Below are 17,357 nucleotides of genomic sequence, written 5' to 3'. Positions count from 1 at the left end.
AAACGGACATCCCTGCCCATGGCGATTGCGCGCAACGACCTCGATCACAATGGTTTGATAATCGGCGTCTCCCCGGAGCGCTTTCGCGCCGTGGCGATGCCGCTGCTGTTCGATCACCTCAACGCCCAGTGCGAAGGCACCATTGCGGTCAACCGCCAGGCGCGCATCGTCTGGATCAATGACAAGTACGCCGCAAAGGTTGGCATCAGCGACCCACGCAGCGTGCTTGGCAAGGAAATTGAAGAGGTGCTGCCAGCCAGCCGTCTACGCGAGGTCATGGAAAACGGGCTGCCCAGCATGCTCGACCTGATGGCGTTCGGCGATGAGCATTTCGTGGTGACTCGCATCCCGCTACGGGACGAGGACGGCACCTTGGTCGGCGCGCTGGGCTTCGTGCTGTTCGACCGGGCGCAGCACCTCAGACCGCTGATGTCCAAGTTCAACGTTCTGCAGACGCAGCTGGTCGCGACTCAGAACGAGTTGGCGAAGGCTCGCCGCGCGCGTTACACCATTGCCGGCTTCATCGGTACCAGCCCAGCCGCCAGCGAGGTCAAGCGTCAGGCCCGCCGTGCGGCACAGCTTGACGCCACGGTGCTGATCCGCGGCGAGACCGGCACTGGTAAGGAATTGCTCGCGCAAGGCATTCACAACCTTTCGCCACGGGCCAATGGCCCTTTCGTCGCGGTCAACGTCGCGGCCATCCCGGAAACCCTGGCAGAGGCCGAGCTGTTCGGGACCGCCCCAGGCGCGTTCACCGGTGCGGATCGCAAGGCGCGTATCGGCAAATTCGAAGTGGCTAACGGCGGCACGCTGTTCCTCGATGAAATCGGTGATCTGCCCATGCCACTGCAGGCGAAACTGCTACGGGTGCTGCAGGAACAGGAAATCGAGCCGCTGGGCTCCAACCAGGTCAAACCGCTCAACGTGCGGGTGATCGCCGCGACCCACATCGACCTGGAAGCCAAGGTCGCCGCCGGGCAATTCCGAGACGATCTCTACTACCGCCTCAATGTCCTCGCGCTCAAGGTCCCATCGTTGCGCGAACGCGCCAGCGACATTCCTGCGCTGGTCGAACATCTGCTCGATGACATCGCCAATCGATCCGGCCATGCGCCGATGGAGCTCACGCCCGAAGCCGTAGCGCTGCTCTGCGGCCAACCCTGGCGCGGCAACGTTCGCGAATTGAGCAACCTGCTGGAGCGGGCCCAATTGAATGCCGATGGCCTGCCACTGGAATCGCGACATCTGCTCCCGTTGCTTGGCGAGCAGAGCAGCAGTGCCGCATCTGTGCCGCCAACAGTAATGCCGCCCCTTACCGAACCATCCGCCTTGGAAGAAGCGCCGCTGCAGCTGCTGGCCGAGAGCATTGCTCAGGCCGAACGCCGCGCGCTGCAACATGCACTGCGCACCTGCAAAGGCAACCGTCGCCGTGCCGCCGTCGAGCTGGGTATTTCGCGTGCGAGCCTGTATTCGAAACTGCAGCTGCACGGGTTGAGCGAGCGTTAGCCTTTCGTGACACAAGACGCCATCGGCTCGGTGGCGTACAGCCTGCCTCGCAACCCTCGAACGACGTGTCTCATTCGGCAATGCTTTCTCTAGCGCTGAAGATGCTCTATGGCCTGCGGCCTTTTTCGCCGCGAGGTCGCGCCTCTCACACAGTCAGGTGCATCTGCCTGCTTTCGTGGGAGGCCCGACCTCGGGGTGAATGTGCTTAAGTGAACGCCCCGCCCACCACCCCCGAAATGCTCAGGCAGAACTGCCGATAATCTGGACGAATCACCATGATCGACCCAATGGCGCCGTCCAGGCTTAAACTGGACGGCGCACCGGGGCCTATCAGGCATTCAGTCGTTCGATCTGACCACCAAGCTCTTGCGCCAATAGCCGCAGCTCGGTACTGGCGGCGCGAGTTCGGGTGACCGTCTGCCCAGCGGAACTGGCGGTGTCGCGGATGCCGTTGACGCTACGATTGATTTCCTCAGCCGTAGCGGTCTGTTCCTCCGCGGCCGTCGCGATCTGCAGGTTCATGTCGTTGATGGTCGAGACCGCCACGGTGATGGCGCCGAGCGATTCACCCGCGCGCGCGGCCTGTTCCATCGTCGACTGCGCCTTTTCCGCATTACGAGCCATGCGCTCGACGGCTGTGGTCGCGCCTGACTGAAGCCGCTCGATGATCGCGTGGATCTCTTGAGTCGAACGCTGGGTACGCTGCGCCAGCGAGCGTACCTCGTCGGCCACCACCGCAAAACCGCGACCATGCTCGCCCGCGCGGGCTGCCTCGATGGCGGCATTGAGCGCAAGTAGATTGGTCTGTTCGGCGACGCCATTGATCACGTCGAGCACCGTGCCGATGTCGTAGGAATCCTTCGCCAGTTTCTCCACGACCGAGCGCGCTTGCGACAGATCGCCGGTCAGGTCCGCGATTTCCTGCATGGTCTGCTCGACCATCCGCCGACCTTGCGCGGCCTCTGCTTCTGTCTGCTTGGTCGAATCAGCCGCGAGACTGGCGCTACGCGCCACTTCCTGCACCGTGGCGACCATTTCGTTCATGGCGGCGGCCAGACTGATGGTTTCGCTTTCCTGCCGCTCGGCATCGCGCTGGGCGCCTGAGGTGATCTGAGACAAATCTTCGCTGGCGGTCATCAGCTTCAGGTTGGCCTGGGTCACCTGGCCAACCACGCCGCTGGCGGCTTCCATGAGCGTATTAAAGCTGCCTGCCATCTGCGCGAGTTCGTCGCGACCTTGTGTCGGTAGGCGTACGGTCAGGTCAGTGCGGCCCTCGGCAGCCTTTTCCAGGGTGGTTACCGTTTCACGCAGGGGCCCGGTGATGCTGCGGATCAACAGTATGCTGAATCCCGCGAGCGCCGCGAGAATAAGCGCGCCGACGAGCAACGCGGTCGTCACCTCTCGGTTCACGGCCGAATCGATATCGGCGGGGTGAATACCGCTGGACACCATCCAACTCCACGGTTTGAAACCACGTGCCTCGGTCAGCTTGAGCTCGGGCTCGGTGGCGCCCGGTCGCGGCCAAAGATATTCGAGCCGCATGGAGCCGTTGCTGCGCACTCCGTCCACCAGCTGCTGCACGAATGGCTTGCCGGCCTTGTCCTTCAGATCACGCAGATCGCGACCGACCAGTTGCGGGCTGACCGGGTGCATTAGCCAGACGAAATCCATGTTGTTGATCCACAGATAGTGGTCGCCCAGATAACGGATGGTGCCGATCACTTCCATCGCGCCGGTTTGCGCCTCTGGCAGCGTGATTTCACCAGCGCGCGCTTTGCCCTCGTAATGCTCCATCACCCGTACGGCGGTGGTCAGTGCCGCATCCACGGCGGCCATTTTTTCTTCGGTCAGACTGCGTTGCAGACTGGCCACCATCCACCAGGTGAACAGAACTACGACCACACCGAAACCAAGGGTAAGCATCCAGACCCGCTGACCGATACGAAACTGACGAAAGAAGCTGTTCATCGAGACGTCATCCTTATGAAGGCAGCGCGCCAACCATTGGCGAACCGCAACTGCTCACCAGCGCATAGAGCTCAGGCGCCGTTCCTAAGTGCGTTAACGTGAAGACTTGCCGCAAAGGTCGATCAAGGCCGCAGCGTCACTGCGCCAGCCAGCCGCCATCGACGTTCCAGGCCGCGCCGCGTACTTGCTTGGCGGCGTCGCTACAGAGAAACAGCGTCAGATCACCCAGCTCCTCGGGCGTGACGAAATCCAGCGAAGGCTGTTTCTCCATCAGCAGCTCCCGCGTCGCGCGGGCCGGGTCGCCATGAGTTTGCGTCTTGCTGTCGATCTGCTGCTGTACCAGCGGCGTCAGTACCCAGCCTGGGCAGAGCGCGTTGCAGGTGACTGCGGTGGATGCGGTTTCCAGAGCGACCGTCTTGGTCAGGCCGATCACCCCGTGCTTGGCAGCTACGTAGGCCGATTTCTGCGCCGAAGCCACCAGGCCGTGAACCGAGGAGATGTTGACGATCCGCCCCCAGTTGCGCTCGCGCATGCCCGGCAGCGCCAAACGCATGGTGTGGAATACCGAGGACAGATTGATGGCGATGATGCTGTCCCAACGCTCGACCGGGAAACTTTCGACCGGCGCGACGTGCTGAATGCCGGCGTTGTTGACCAGCACATCGAGAGACCCGAAATCACGCTCGGTGTGGCTGACCATCTCGGCGATCTGTTCGGCATTGGATACGTCGGCTGAGTGATGCAGCACACGGGTGCCATAGACGGACACTCGGGCGATAGCCGCCTCCACATCGCCGAAGCCATTGAGCATCACGTCGGCACCCGCCTCTGCCAGCTTGCAGGCGATGCCCAGACCGATCCCGCTGGTCGAGCCGGTGACCAGGGCTGCTTTGCCTTTCAGAATCATGGCTGTCTCCGATTGCTGCGGGTAACGATCAGGGCAGCGGTGCACATGGCACCATGACAATCAGAGTAGCGGCTGTTACGAAGCATGCTGGGCGGGATAATGGTGAAGCGGGACGGTCGGGTGCCGGCGGCTGGTCCGCCGATAGGTGTGCGTAGGGCATTCATGTACGGTTTTCCTTATTGTTCTGATCGCGCCGGCCGCACCGTCGAAATGCATCGACGGTGCGGCACGGAAACAAGCGAGACCGGAAAACCAGAGCGAAAGCCATGCCAGAGCGGCGAGCGGCCGGGCAAAAAGGTCGAGACGCCCGCGATAGCGGGCGTTCGGAACGAGAAGATGGGTGTCCTTACCCCTCAGCCGGTTTGTGCAATGTCCAGCATTTTGCACATGCTCACAGAGCGACACATACCGGCGAGGCCTATGTCCGAGCCGCTGGACGGTAATGAAAACCTCGCTCGAAAGCGGCTGTATCACTTTCGCCGAACACAATCAGTCCCTACTGGATTGCGCTTGTTGCCTCACCCTGCCAGCACGCCGTCGACCAGCGCCTTGGCTTCTTCCTGGATGCGCTTCAAGTGCGCCTCGCCTTCGAAGCTTTCGGCGTAGATCTTGTAGACGTCCTCGGTACCGGATGGCCGAGCGGCGAACCAGCCGTTATCGGTCACGACTTTGAGCCCACCAATGGCAGCACCGTTACCCGGCGCTTCGGTCAGGATTTGTGTGATCGGCTGGCCGGCCAGTTCGCCCGCCGTGACCTGAGAGGCGGACAGCTTGCCGAGCTTGGCTTTCTGTTCACGGTTGGCTGGGGCGTCGATGCGCTGGTACACCGGAGCGCCGAAACGATCGGTCAGCGCCTGGTAGCGTTCGCCCGGGTCCTTGCCGGTGACTGCGGTGATTTCCGCCGCCAGCAGGCCGAGGATCAGGCCATCCTTGTCGGTTGACCAGGCGCCGCCGTTCTTGCGCAGGAAGGAAGCACCCGCTGATTCCTCGCCGCCAAAGCCCAAGCTGCCATCCATCAAACCATCGACGAACCACTTGAAGCCCACCGGCACTTCTACCACTTGGCGGTCGATGCCCTTCGCGACGCGGTCGATCATCGAGGACGAGACCAGCGTCTTGCCGATACCGGCCTGCGCGCTCCATTCGGGGCGGTGGGTGAACAGGTATTCGATGGCGACGGCGAGGTAGTGATTGGGGTTCAGCAGCCCGACCGAGCGCGCGACGATGCCATGGCGGTCATGGTCCGTGTCGCAGGCGAAGGAGACGTCGAAGCGGTCCTTGTTTTCGATCAGCCCGGCCATGGCGTGTGGCGAGCTGCAGTCCATGCGGATCTTGCCGTCCCAATCCAGGCGCATGAAGCGGAAGGTTGGGTCGACTCGGGTGGAGAGCACTTCGAGCGGCAGACCATAGCGTTCCGCGATGCGCGTCCAGTAATGCACACCGGCGCCGCCGAGCGGATCGACGCCAAACTTCAGGCCAGAATTGCGGATCGCTTCGAGGTCGATCACCTGATCCAGGCCGCCCACGTAGCTTTCGATGAAATCGAAGCGCTGGGTGGTCGGAGCCTTGAGCGCTTGCGCGTAATCCATTCGCTGCACGCCCTTGAGCCCGGCGACCAGAAGCGCGTTGGCGCGTTCCTGAATCCACTTGGTCACGCCGGTATCGGCCGGGCCGCCGTTGGTGGGGTTGTACTTGAAGCCGCCATCGGCCGGCGGATTATGCGACGGGGTGATGACGATGCCGTCAGCCAGGCCGCTGCTGCGGCCGGCGTTGTATTCGAGGATGGCGTTGGAGATCGCCGGCGTCGGGGTGTAGCCGGGCTCGCCATTGGTTTCGCTGCAGCCGGCATCGATGCGCGTCTCGACGCTGTTGGCCGCCAGTACTTCCAGCGCGGAAACGAACGCCGGTTCAGACAGCGCGTGGGTGTCCATACCGACGAAGATCGGACCGTCGATGCCCTGCTCTCGACGGTAATCGCAGATTGCCTGCGTGGTGGCGAGGATGTGCCATTCGTTGAAGCTATTCTTCAGCGACGAGCCACGATGGCCAGACGTCCCGAAGGAAACCTGCTGCGCTGGGTCCGACGGATCGGGGCGCTCGCTGTAGTAACGGGATACCAGGCGTGGAAGATTGACCAGGGAATTCTCGTGCGGGAGGCGTCCTGCGTTGACGTCAATGCTCATCTGTCGTTCCTTTGAAGGGGCTGGATAATGTCGCCTCGGGCATAACCGCAGAGGTCGCATAGGAGGCAATCGAAGCAATAAAGCGCGGTCCCGCGCCACTTATCTACGCGCTAAGACCACCACCCCTTGGGCTTTGGTTCCCCATGCGTGATAAAGACATGTTCGGTCTGATTCGGGTGCGCATGATATTGCCGATTTCTTCGGTAGCGAAGGTCTGCTGCACTCACCTTGCGTCGAGCAAACGAGTAATCCATACGACTTCTTTGTGGTCAGCCCAACAAGCTCGTCCATGCCGAGACGAGCAACAGCAGCGCCATGCTCTGATTGAAGCGCCGCATCCAGCGCGTCGACGTCAGAAACCGCGCGGCGCCCCGCCCCAGTACGGCCCAGGCAGTTAGACAAGGCACGGCGACGAGAAAGAAAATCAGCGCATAGATGCCATAGCGGAACGAGCTGGCCCCCGCGCTGGTGAATACGCTAACGACAGCGAACGCCATCATCCAGGTCTTGGGATTCACCAATTGCAGCGCCGCTCCGCCCCAGGCCCCGATGCGCTTACTGCTGCCGTCCTTATCCACGCCGACGGGCTGAGTGCGGAACAGCTGCCACGCCAGCAGACTGATCCACGCCACACCGAGCCACGCCAGGCTTTGCTGCGCCAACGGAAACCGCAGCAATGTCTCGCCCAGCCCCAACCCGACCACCAGCACGATGGCAGCCGCACCGGCACAGGCGCCCAGCACGATGGGCAACGCAGCACGCAAGCCGTACAGCGCGCTATTGCTGAGCACCAGAATGTTGGTCGGCCCAGGTGTGATCGATGCCACCAAGGCAAAGAGCACGAAAGGCAAAAACTGACTCATCGCCATGCACCGAGGCACGGCTGGCTATGAAAGACCTCGAAGATCGAAAACATGGGCGGAAACTCCAATGGACTGTTTCTGCCATGTTCCGTCGGGGCGCGTTAGCGGTCTGGAAGATTTGAGCAGCGCTTGCGATAGGCAGCGGGACTCAACCCGTACGCACGCCGAAACCAACGCCCTAGATGGCTCTGATCGGCAAATCCCAGCTCCACCGCAACGCTCGCCGGAGCCAATCCCTGGCGCAAAAGCTTGCGAGCCAGACTCAGGCGAAGTTGCACCAGATAAGCGTGAGGTGCCAGTCCGAAGGCCGCCTTGAACGCGCGGGAAAGGCGGAAGCGGTCTACATCGACCGCCAATGCCAGGTCATCCAGACCGATATCCTGATCCAGGTGAACGTGCAGAAAATCCCGCGCCTTGAGCGCCACAGAAGGCAGCCGCGGACTCAGCTCCCCTTTCTGTCGCCAATGAACATGGCTGGACAGTTTTTCCAGCAATGCATCCAGCGCCGCGTGCCGGACGATGCGCAAATCTGCGCTGTGCAGCGCCTGGAAAGCATGGGCAATGTGGTTCACCAGATCCGGCCCGCTCGCCAGCGTTTCAACAAAGCTCGGCAGGCAATGCTCAGGCGCGTCCTCGAACAACGCCCGCAGCTGGGCTTCAAGCCATTGCGGCTGCAGGTAGAGCATCGAATAGGTGAAGCCACCAGGCGCTGGGGCATGGCCGTCATGAATTTCCCCGGGCTCCAGCAAAAACGCCTGCCCCGCCGTACTGCTATGCAGCACCTTGCGACAACGAAACTGCTGCACCCCCTGCTCCGTAAAACCGACGAGGTAGCTGTCATGCCAATGCGGGTCGTAGGCATGGCCCTCGAAATGAGCACGGATGATCTCGATGCCCGTTTCAGCATCCAGCTTCAGATCGACCCAGCTGTTGGCACCCATGGATTGGCTCTTCGATAACGAATGGCTACAGGCGAAGGCCCGTGAACAGGCATTCTCTTAGGAGATAGACGGCAGTCATAGAAGATTTGTGCAAACGCGGGCCGCATAGGATTGACGGTCGTCTTGGCAGGGCGGGTTTGGGACCGGTAAATCGCATCGCTGCGCTGGGCCAAGCGTCAACGGTTCGGAGAGCGCCGGTCGTGAATGACCGGCGTCTGATCCGCTCGAGTTCAGACCGCTTTGGCAGCCGTTTCAACCCCTGCTGGCCGTTGTTCGCGGAAGGCGAATAGGAAGGTCAGGAAGACCCCCAATGCGAATACCGCCGGGAAAATCCAAATGCTCTGCCAGTCGTGGCCGTCCATGGTCGCGAAGTGATCGGTGACCTTTCCGGCTACCCAGAAACCGATGAGCATGCCGACGCCGTAAGTGGCGAGGGTGATCAGCCCTTGTGCCGAGCCTTTGTAGGTCTCGCCGGCCTTGGCGTCGGTATAGATCTGTCCGGAGACGAAGAAGAAGTCGTAGCAGATCCCGTGCAAGGCGATGCCGGCAACCAGCATGAAGAGCAGATCACCGTTATTACCGTAGGCGAACAGCGCATAGCGCAACGTCCACGCAAGCATCCCCAGCAGCAATGTCTTCTTGATGCCGAAGCGCTGGATGAACAGCGGCAGCAGCAACATGAACAGCACTTCGGAGATCTGTCCCAAGGTCATCTTGCCGGTCGGATTGTCGACGCCGATTTCCGCGAGGAAAGGGTTGGCGTTCTGGTAGTAGAAGGCCAGTGGAATGCAGATCAGCACCGAGGCGAGGAAGAAGATGGCGAAGCTGCGGTCCTTCAGCAGTTTGAGCGCATCCAGACCCAGCGCTTCCTTGAGTCCGCCCTGCTCGCGCCGGGCCAGCGGCGGCGTACTCGGCAGGCTGAAGCTGTACAGTCCAAGCAACGCCGAGGCGATGGCGCACATCAGGAAGGTGTTGCGTAGCGCACCGGCCGCGATGGCTTGCTGCGAATCCCAGCCGAACAGAAAGCTGATCACCAGCCCGGCGATGATCCAGCCCACCGTGCCCCACACCCGAATCTTCGAGAACTCCTGCGCGGGGTCACGCATCTGCCGGAAGGCGACGGCATTCACCAGGGCCAAGGTGGGCATGTAAACGATCATGTAACCCAGCACGAACGGGTAGAACGCACTGAAGTCGCTGGCCCGATAAAGCTGAAACAACAGCACCGCACCAACCAGATGCAGGATGGCGAGCAGGCGTTCGGCATTGAAGTAACGATCGGCGATCAGGCCGATCACGAACGGCGCCAGTATCGCGCCCCAGGATTGGGTCGAGAACGCCATACCGATCTGGCCGCCAGTCGCGCTCAGGTTGTTGGCCAGAAAGGTGCCGAGGGTGACGAACCAGCCGCCCCAGATGAAGAACTGCAGAAACATCATCAGGCTCAGCCGCGCATTGAGTGTGCTCATGGTCTTGTCCTTATTGTTGTGCACGTTTATCAGGAGAACGCCTTAATCGAGTCCCAGCAGACGGCGGTTTGCCGAAGCGCTGCGAGCAACGCCGGCGAAATCGTCGAAGGCCCGGCTGGCGCGGTTGATCAGCTGCTGTCGAATGAAAGGGGCGCCTTCCTCGGCCCCCTGCGCTGCATCCTTGAGGCAGCACTCCCATTCGAGGACTGCCCAGCCCTCGTAGCCGTACTGCGTCAGCTTGCTAAATATCTGTTTGAAATCGATCTGGCCGTCGCCCAGCGAACGGAAGCGCCCGGGGCGATCGGTCCAGCTCTGATAACCGCCGTAGACGCCGGAACGAGCATCCGGACGGAACTCCGCATCCTTAACGTGAAACATGCCGATGCGTTCGTGGTAGCGGTCGATGAAACCGAGGTAATCCATTTGCTGCAGCAGCATGTGGCTCGGGTCGTAGAGAATCTTCGCGCGGGGATGGTGGTCGACCGCATCGAGGAAGCGCTCGAAAGAGGCGCCGTCGTGCAAGTCCTCGCCGGGATGGATCTCAAAGCACAGGTCGACCCCAGCTTCCTCGAACGCATCGAGGACCGGTCGCCAGCGCCGCGCCAGTTCGGCAAAGCCCTCCTCGACAAGACCGCTCGGTCGCTGTGGCCAGGGATACATGTACGGCCATAACAGCGCGCCGGAAAACGTCGCATGAGCGCTGAGCCCCAAGCGCCGACTGGCCTTGGCCGCGAGGTGCAACTGATCGATGGCCCACTCGGTACGGGCCTTTGGCTTGCCACGCAGCGCGGGCGGGGCGAAGTCATCGAACAGGCCGTCGAACGCCGGATGCACCGCCACCAGCTGACCCTGCAGATGGGTCGACAGCTCGCTGATTTCGACGCCCGCCTCGGCGCAAAGTCCTTTCAGTTCGTCGCAGTAGGTCTGGCTCTCGGCGGCTCTTTGCAAGTCCAGACATTGTGCGCCAAGCGTGGGTAGCTGAACCCCGCAGTAGCCGAGCGAGCCCGCCCAGCGCGCCAGGTTTGACAGCGTGTCGAATGGCGCCTCCGGGCCGAGAAACTGCGCAAGGAAAATGGCCGGACCGCGAATACCACTGGATGTCATGGGTTGCTGCATCTTGAGTTCCTATCGTTCGGTAGCGGCGAATGGCGTCCACTTGGCATCGCTGTGATGGCTAGCGATGACCGTCTCGATGAAGGCCATGCCACGCAGGCCGGCATCGATACCCGGTACTTCGAGCGCGCGCCCCGAGCGGATGGATGTGGCGAAGTCGGCATAGAGATTGGCCATCGCTTCGAGATACCCCTCGGGATGTCCGGCGGGCAGGCGCAGGCGCCGAAGCGCGTCATCGCACAGCCAGCGCTGATCGACCCCAGCACGCAGCACTTGCAGCGCCTCGCCAAGTGGCCGATGAACCAGGCTGTTCGGCTCTTCCTGGCGCCATTCCAGGCCGCCGCGCTCGCCATACAAGCGCAACGTCAGGGCGTTCTCTTCGCCCGTGCAGACCTGACTGGCGATGAGCACGCCGCTTGCGCCGTCATCGGTCTGGAACAGCACCGCACCGTCATCGTCGAGCTGCCGCCCCGCGACATGCACGCCAAGGTCCGCGCACAACCGCTCGATGCGCTGGCCGCTGACGAACTCAGCGAGGTTGAACGCGTGAATGCCGATGTCACCCATGCACCCGCTCGGTCCCGCCTGAGCTGGCTCACCGCGCCAGGCCGCCTGCTTGTTGCCTTGCCCTGCTTGATCCTCGCCCAACCAACCCTGCGGATATTCGACGAAGATTTTGCGCAATCGACCGAGCGCGCCGGCCTGCACCATATGCCGCGCCTGCCAGACCATCGGATATCCCTGGTAGGTATGTGCCAGTCCATACAGTCGGCCGCTGTCGGCCTGGGCTTCGGCAAGCGCCTGCATATCCGCCAGCGACAGCGCCGCCGGCTTCTCGGAAAACACGTGGAATCCGGCACGCAAGGCAGCCTCAGCGATAGGCGCATGCAAATGATTAGGCGTAACGATAGCCAGCAGTTCCATGCGCTGATCCGCTGGTCGCTCCTGCTCGGCCGCCAGCAGCGTCTCCCAGGTGTCATAGCGACGCCCCGGGTCGAGATGCAGACCCGCACCACTTCGCCTGTTGTTTTCGGGATCGCGGCTGAAGGCACCACAGACCAGCTCGATATGGCCGTCGAGGCGCATTGACTGTCGGTGCACCTGGCCGATGAACGCCCCTTCACCGCCACCCACCATGCCCACCCGAACCTTAGATCGACCGGTTGAATCCATGCCTTTGCTCCAGCTTTCGAGGTTTGATCACTTGCAATGTAACCGGTTACATTGATTCGAAAGTAGCACCGAAAGCCTTACTGTCAAGTCGCAAGCGCTGCGTTACGCTAGTCACCGCTGACCGACAGCGTCGGCGTCGATGATCGAGGAGTTATGCCAAACATTCGCAAGGTGGCCGAGCTGGCCGGCGTATCAGTCGCCACCGTCTCGCGCACATTGAAGACGCCTGAAAAGGTATCGCCGCAGACCCGCGATCGCGTGAACGCTGCGGTCGAACAGGCCGGCTATCGCCCAAACCTGATGGCCGTGCAGTTCCGCTCGCGCAAGACGCGCAACCTCGTCGTGCTGGTCCCGGCCATCGCCAATGTGTTTTTCGCCCGGGTCATCAGCGGTATTCAAGAAGCCGCGCAAGCCTTCGATTACCGCGTGCTGTTGTGCAATACCCTGGGCCGTGAAGACGTCGAGATCGCTTATGCCGAACTGGTTCACGCCCACCAGGCCGACGGCTTGATCCAGCTGCGCGCGTTCAACCCTTTCGCTGAAACCTGCCTCCACGGCGATGCGCTACCGCCGATGGTCAACGCCTGCGAAGTGCTCGATATTCCGCCCTGCCCGACCGTTCGACTGGATAACCGCGCCGCGGCCCGCGCAATGACCGAACATCTGCTCGCGCTGGGCCATCGCCGCATCGGCCTGATCAAGGGGCCGCAAGGCAGCCCCCTGACCCGAGAGCGTATCGCCGGATACGAAGATGCGCTGAATGAAGCAGGCATCGCGCTCGACTTGGAGCTGCTGCGCCGCGGTAATTTCACTTTGCAAGCCGGTTACGACGCCGCCGGTCAGCTGCTCGACAACCCGAATCGACCGACCGCGATCTTTTGCGAAAACGATGAAATGGCGATAGGCGCCATGCAGCGCATCCGCCAGTCCGGATTGCGCGTTCCGCAGGACGTATCGGTCGCCGGCTTCGATGACATTCCCTTCGCTGCTTTTAGCGACCCACCGCTGACGACCATCGCCCAGCCCGCCGAGGCGTTCGGAAGGCACGCGGTCGAGATGCTAGTGGCTCAGTTCGAGCAAAGCCCGCTCGACATTCCTCATTTGATATTGCCCTTCAACCTGATCGTGCGCGGCAGCACAGCGGCTGTTGCACGCACTTGACCGCCCTGTTGCATTCGCCCTGACTAATCAATTGCATTCGACCACCGCTCGAACCCGACTTTGACCTGTACATACCGAAGGGTGACCGGCGGAGAACGGCCAGAAGCGGACAATGCCAGTTCTCTCTATTCCCTTAAAGTCGAGCGTTAATCCAGTCCCAGACTGGCTGGTCTAACCAGCCTTGGTGGTTGCCGTTGGTAACTTGGCACACAAATATGCGGTCGTTTGTATCCAACTTGCTTCGGAGATCAGCATCCACCTCATGAACTGAACGTGGCGTGTTGATCCAACGCACCGACTCCAAACCCGAATCCTTCTTATTGTCGTAACGCTCGAGGTGCTGAAGGAATGCACGACGCGCTGCGTCATAATTACCGCGTTCTTTATTGAGATTCCAAGTAACAACGTAAACTGCCATATCCATCTCCGATAAAGTTAGAAGAGTGATTAGCTAACAATTCGATTTCTAGCGATAGTGATCGCGGCGGTGGAATCATGACGCGATGCGAATGCCACCCGCCGAGTATTTCTGCTTAAGCGCGAGGTCAATGTCGGCGACGTACTTTTCAGGAGCCGTGTTGCAGGGCTCATCCATCAGCTGGTGCACAGCCTTCACCGTTTCAGCTCGAATCTTGTGGCTACTGACGATCTGGATCGTCAACTGCAAGCTTGCTGGCTTACAAAAATCGTCGAACAACTCGAATTGATTTTGCAATTCACGCTCGATGTTCTCCAGAGTCGACACCTGTCTGAGCGCGGCCTCCGCCAATTCCAATTCAAGTCGGCTCAATCGGGCCTTGTTAGGAATTGCCTCTAGCTGTCGTCGTAAGGACAAGAGGGCTTCCTGATGGGGCTGTTGATCCACTTGCAGCCACGCGCCCAAACCTTTGAGTTTGCCAAAAGAATGCGGATACCAGCTCCGTTCCTCGAACGGTTTTCCGTTGTCATCTTTCCCCTTCTTGATGAGCAAATACTCCCAAGAAACCTCTAAGACATTCCGCTTCCAACGATCCAGCAGGACGCCGCCGACCTCAGCGGGCAGGGTAGAGAGAACCACGCTGGCTTTGGCCTGCAGTCTCCTGAGCTCAATGCTCGCGGCCCGAACCCGGCCTATGAGATTCTCCCGCTGCTTGAGCATCGTTTCGACCTTGTGGCGGCGGATGTTTTGCCGCTCAGCGGAGCTCAGCCTCTTGAAATCCCCCCTAACCTGCTCATCATCCAAACCCAAGTGGTTCAGTGCACAGCAATTCCCTATCAATACCTTTGAGTCGTCGTTCCGCTCGACGACGAAGCCGTGCTGATGCATCTGGGAACAACGCTTCCCATTCTTCCGGTACTGGCAGCTCGCCTCGGGCTGAATCAATCGGTAAGGGCGCAGCGGGTTTCTGTACTGGTCTTTCGTCAAGGTGCTTTCCGATGCGATCTCGTATAGGGACAACAATTCGGCGAGCGTTCTGAGTTCCACGATTGCATTCGAGGCGGGCATCAACTCCTCCTGGTGGATTTACTCGTGCAGAGCTGTATATTAAACCAGTGATTGCATAATGCAATCTCCACACAGGGCAAGTGACCATAGACTGAGATAACCTCGTTATTGTTAGAACCGGCAGGTAGAGAGCGATGGAAAATAACGATCAACTGGAACCTGTTCTCGCTACGGTACATGCACTTCTGCGTGCCGAAGGTGCTGACGATGCTGCGGCTATCGTGCGTGACTACCCGGCCCAAGCGGAATTGACCGGCCATGACAATTGGAACGGCGGGACAGACATTTGGGAGATCCAGTTTCGAATCCCGGCACCGGAATTCGCCCGTCTTGGTCCTAGGCGTAGTCAACTGGAAGAGCAGGTGACCGCCAGACTCAAAACCGTCCTTGAGCACGAAACCCAAGACTGGTATTCGGCCCGTCTTGTCCCGGCGAAAGAATTTCGGGCTGATTGGAGATCGGACAAATCAGAGCTCCCTCGCAATGTTCGGCAGAACATTTTGGATGGGCTGCGCTTGGAGGAAGTAATCTGGTATGGCCAGTTGGATGACGTTGAGTTTCTGGGTCGCCTGTACGATTTGCAAAAGCTTCCATCGACCGACAGTCGCTACAAAGACGCGGCGGGTGACATCTACCAGCATCGCTTCAGCAACGATGATTGGGAGAAAGATTGGGTCTACACCGACGGTCGCTTCCAACTCCTTGATGGAAGCGCGGAACAGTTCCTTCGCTTCCTTTGCGAGGTCGTGCACCCAGTGGTTCGCCCCGTTCGGGATGAGGCGCTCAAATTAGTGTTGCATTTCAATCAACAGCTCCGAATGGCCGGCTGGGAGTTATTTGAGGAAGAGCATATTGCCGGACGGCCCCGCTTCGCCTTCCGCCCGGTGCATAACAACTCAGCGCGTGCCGTTCTAAGAGCTAAGTCGGTAGCAGATGCACTCAATGCTGGTTGGATGGCCAAGGAGATCGAACGGCTTGAAAATGCGGTTGATCGTGATCCAGCTCTGGCGATCGGCACGGCTAAAGAACTAGTTGAGACGTGCTGTAAGTCGATTCTGACGAAACGCGAAATTGCATTTACAAAGTCCGATGATCTGGGCGACCTCGCCAAGAAGGTCACGAAAGCTTTGCAGCTCGTCCCTGAAGGCATCAGCGAAGCAACCAAGGGGGCGGAAAACATCAAAATGATCCTTCGCAACCTCGCACAGTTAGCCAGCAATTTGGCGCAACTCCGCGGCCTATACGGTACCGGGCATGGGCGAGATGGGCAGCATCGCGGCTTGCAACCCAGGCATGCCCGGTTGGCCGTAGCCTCTGCTGTGGCATTTATTGACTTCGTGTCCGAGACCTATCGGTATCGAGAGAGCTTGAACGGCGATGAAAAGCCATGACAGTTAACGCCAAACAGCTTCCGTCCGGAGGAAAATCATCAGATAAAAACCAGAGTAGCGCTAAGCCGTTCTTAAGCGTCATGTTTTTCCTAAAGCAGAAACTCATGAAAGGCCGCTATTGGCCGTTTTCTACCTGTCATGAGCGCCCATTTGGGTCGGCCGCTCTGTTCGCTCCTAGCCATAATCGGCCGCTGGCGAACGGCTGCATACAACCGATACTGAATATCTTGGGAAGAATGGGCCAGCCATGTCTGTCGAATTGGAGCGACTCAGTAGTTTTTCTGTGCGATGGTCTGGGGATTGTTCCAACAGCGAGAAAGCACACCTTTTGTCTTCTAACAGCAAGGTCGTTAGGGCCTCGACGTGGAAGATGTAGCTAGGAGCGCACTTAAGGTCAGGTGTATGCGTAGCCGGAACGAGATGTCCTCCAAGTAATAAGCAACTTGCTTCCCTGCCCGTCGCAGCCACGTTACGGCTAATCCGATTGAGCCATATCCCTTTGGAGACGATATGTACGTCCCAGCACATTTCAATGAACCCTCATCCGAAGCCATGCATCAGCTCATCAAGCAGCATCCGCTAGGGATACTTTTCACGAATGGCGAAAGCGGATATGACGCAAACCATGTGCCCTTCGAACTGGCTGCCGACCAAGGCACCTGCGGCACGCTCCACGCTCACGTGGCCCGCAATAATCCTCTCTGGACTGACGTTCGAAATGGCGATGAAGTACTGGTTGTATTCCGGGGTGAGGAGGCCTACATCTCACCCAACTGGTATCCGAGCAAACATGAGCACCATAAACAGGTGCCGACATGGAACTACAAGGTCGTGCACGCTCATGGGCGCATTCTGATTAGAGATGATGAGCGCTACGTTAGAGGACTGGTTGCTCGGTTGACTCGGACTCACGAGGCAAACCAGCCGAAGCCCTGGAAAATGACCGATGGGCCGACGGAATACATCGAATCGATGCTCAAAGCCATCGTTGGTGTAGAAATCCAAATCACCCGTCTAGTTGCTAAATTCAAGCTCAGCCAAAACAAAGAAACACGTGATATCCAAGGTGCTGCGCGTGCACTAATGAAAAACGGTCGCCCTGCAATAAGCGTATCAATGCAGGAAGTTGCTTCACAGAAAGACGGCTTGAAACCATGAGTAGGATAGGCGTCACGGCCCTCTCATCCTCGATGGGT

The 17,357-nt window shown here is 59.8% G+C and carries 14 protein-coding genes; 4 read left to right on the top strand and 10 right to left on the bottom strand.

Annotated features, from left to right (window positions below; all coding sequences use genetic code 11):
• The first annotated feature begins 18 nt into the window (after window positions 1-18).
• Window positions 19-1,506, top strand: a complete 1,488-nt coding sequence (locus GYM54_RS01900) for a sigma-54-dependent Fis family transcriptional regulator (protein WP_197444721.1) — start codon at window positions 19-21, stop codon at window positions 1,504-1,506.
• 330 nt (window positions 1,507-1,836) lie between these two features.
• Here the strand turns inward: GYM54_RS01900 and GYM54_RS01895 are convergent, their stop codons facing one another.
• The 8 genes from GYM54_RS01895 to GYM54_RS01860 form a co-directional block, all read right to left on the bottom strand.
• Window positions 1,837-3,342, bottom strand: a complete 1,506-nt coding sequence (locus GYM54_RS01895; protein ID WP_374105187.1) for a methyl-accepting chemotaxis protein — start codon at window positions 3,340-3,342, stop codon at window positions 1,837-1,839.
• Window positions 3,343-3,610: 268 nt separating this feature from the next.
• Window positions 3,611-4,381 (bottom strand): 3-hydroxybutyrate dehydrogenase, encoded by a 771-nt coding sequence (locus GYM54_RS01890; RefSeq protein ID WP_197444719.1) that lies wholly within the window; start codon window positions 4,379-4,381, stop codon window positions 3,611-3,613.
• A 518-nt stretch (window positions 4,382-4,899) separates the two neighbouring features.
• Window positions 4,900-6,564, bottom strand: a complete 1,665-nt coding sequence (pgm, locus tag GYM54_RS01885) for a phosphoglucomutase (alpha-D-glucose-1,6-bisphosphate-dependent) (protein ID WP_197444718.1) — start codon at window positions 6,562-6,564, stop codon at window positions 4,900-4,902.
• 269 nt (window positions 6,565-6,833) lie between these two features.
• Window positions 6,834-7,427 (bottom strand): LysE family translocator, encoded by a 594-nt coding sequence (locus GYM54_RS01880; RefSeq protein ID WP_181103889.1) that lies wholly within the window; start codon window positions 7,425-7,427, stop codon window positions 6,834-6,836.
• A gap of 101 nt (window positions 7,428-7,528) precedes the next feature.
• Window positions 7,529-8,368 (bottom strand): AraC family transcriptional regulator, encoded by an 840-nt coding sequence (locus tag GYM54_RS01875; protein WP_197444717.1) that lies wholly within the window; start codon window positions 8,366-8,368, stop codon window positions 7,529-7,531.
• A 230-nt stretch (window positions 8,369-8,598) separates the two neighbouring features.
• Window positions 8,599-9,837, bottom strand: a complete 1,239-nt coding sequence (locus GYM54_RS01870) for a nucleoside permease (RefSeq protein ID WP_197444716.1) — start codon at window positions 9,835-9,837, stop codon at window positions 8,599-8,601.
• A 42-nt stretch (window positions 9,838-9,879) separates the two neighbouring features.
• The gene (locus tag GYM54_RS01865; protein ID WP_197444715.1) at window positions 9,880-10,953 is read right to left on the bottom strand and encodes a sugar phosphate isomerase/epimerase; all 1,074 of its coding nucleotides are present in this window, start codon (window positions 10,951-10,953) and stop codon (window positions 9,880-9,882) included.
• Window positions 10,954-10,962: 9 nt separating this feature from the next.
• Window positions 10,963-12,123, bottom strand: a complete 1,161-nt coding sequence (locus GYM54_RS01860; protein ID WP_231752135.1) for a Gfo/Idh/MocA family protein — start codon at window positions 12,121-12,123, stop codon at window positions 10,963-10,965.
• A gap of 153 nt (window positions 12,124-12,276) precedes the next feature.
• On the opposite strand from GYM54_RS01860, the gene GYM54_RS01855 reads away from it, so the two are divergent.
• Window positions 12,277-13,284 (top strand): LacI family DNA-binding transcriptional regulator, encoded by a 1,008-nt coding sequence (locus GYM54_RS01855; protein WP_181103901.1) that lies wholly within the window; start codon window positions 12,277-12,279, stop codon window positions 13,282-13,284.
• 133 nt (window positions 13,285-13,417) lie between these two features.
• Here the strand turns inward: GYM54_RS01855 and GYM54_RS01850 are convergent, their stop codons facing one another.
• Window positions 13,418-13,702, bottom strand: coding sequence for a hypothetical protein (locus tag GYM54_RS01850; RefSeq protein ID WP_181103904.1), 285 nt, complete (start codon window positions 13,700-13,702; stop codon window positions 13,418-13,420).
• A gap of 75 nt (window positions 13,703-13,777) precedes the next feature.
• Window positions 13,778-14,770: a hypothetical protein gene (locus GYM54_RS01845; RefSeq protein ID WP_181103907.1), complete on the bottom strand. Its 993-nt coding sequence runs from the start codon at window positions 14,768-14,770 to the stop codon at window positions 13,778-13,780.
• Between the two features lie 134 nt (window positions 14,771-14,904).
• Here GYM54_RS01845 and GYM54_RS01840 point away from each other — a divergent pair, with 134 nt between their 5' ends.
• Both GYM54_RS01840 and GYM54_RS01835 read left to right on the top strand, forming a co-directional pair.
• Window positions 14,905-16,161, top strand: coding sequence for an abortive infection family protein (locus GYM54_RS01840; RefSeq protein ID WP_181103910.1), 1,257 nt, complete (start codon window positions 14,905-14,907; stop codon window positions 16,159-16,161).
• A 510-nt stretch (window positions 16,162-16,671) separates the two neighbouring features.
• Window positions 16,672-17,319 carry an FMN-binding negative transcriptional regulator gene (locus GYM54_RS01835; RefSeq protein ID WP_181103913.1) on the top strand — a complete coding sequence of 216 codons (648 nt, stop codon included), beginning with the start codon at window positions 16,672-16,674 and terminating at the stop codon, window positions 17,317-17,319.
• Window positions 17,320-17,357 lie beyond the last annotated feature (38 nt).

The organism is Pseudomonas sp. MTM4 (assembly GCF_019355055.1).
GTDB lineage: Bacteria > Pseudomonadota > Gammaproteobacteria > Pseudomonadales > Pseudomonadaceae > Stutzerimonas.
Note: the sequence above shows the minus strand (reverse complement) of the source record. Positions and strands in the feature narration are given on the sequence as shown.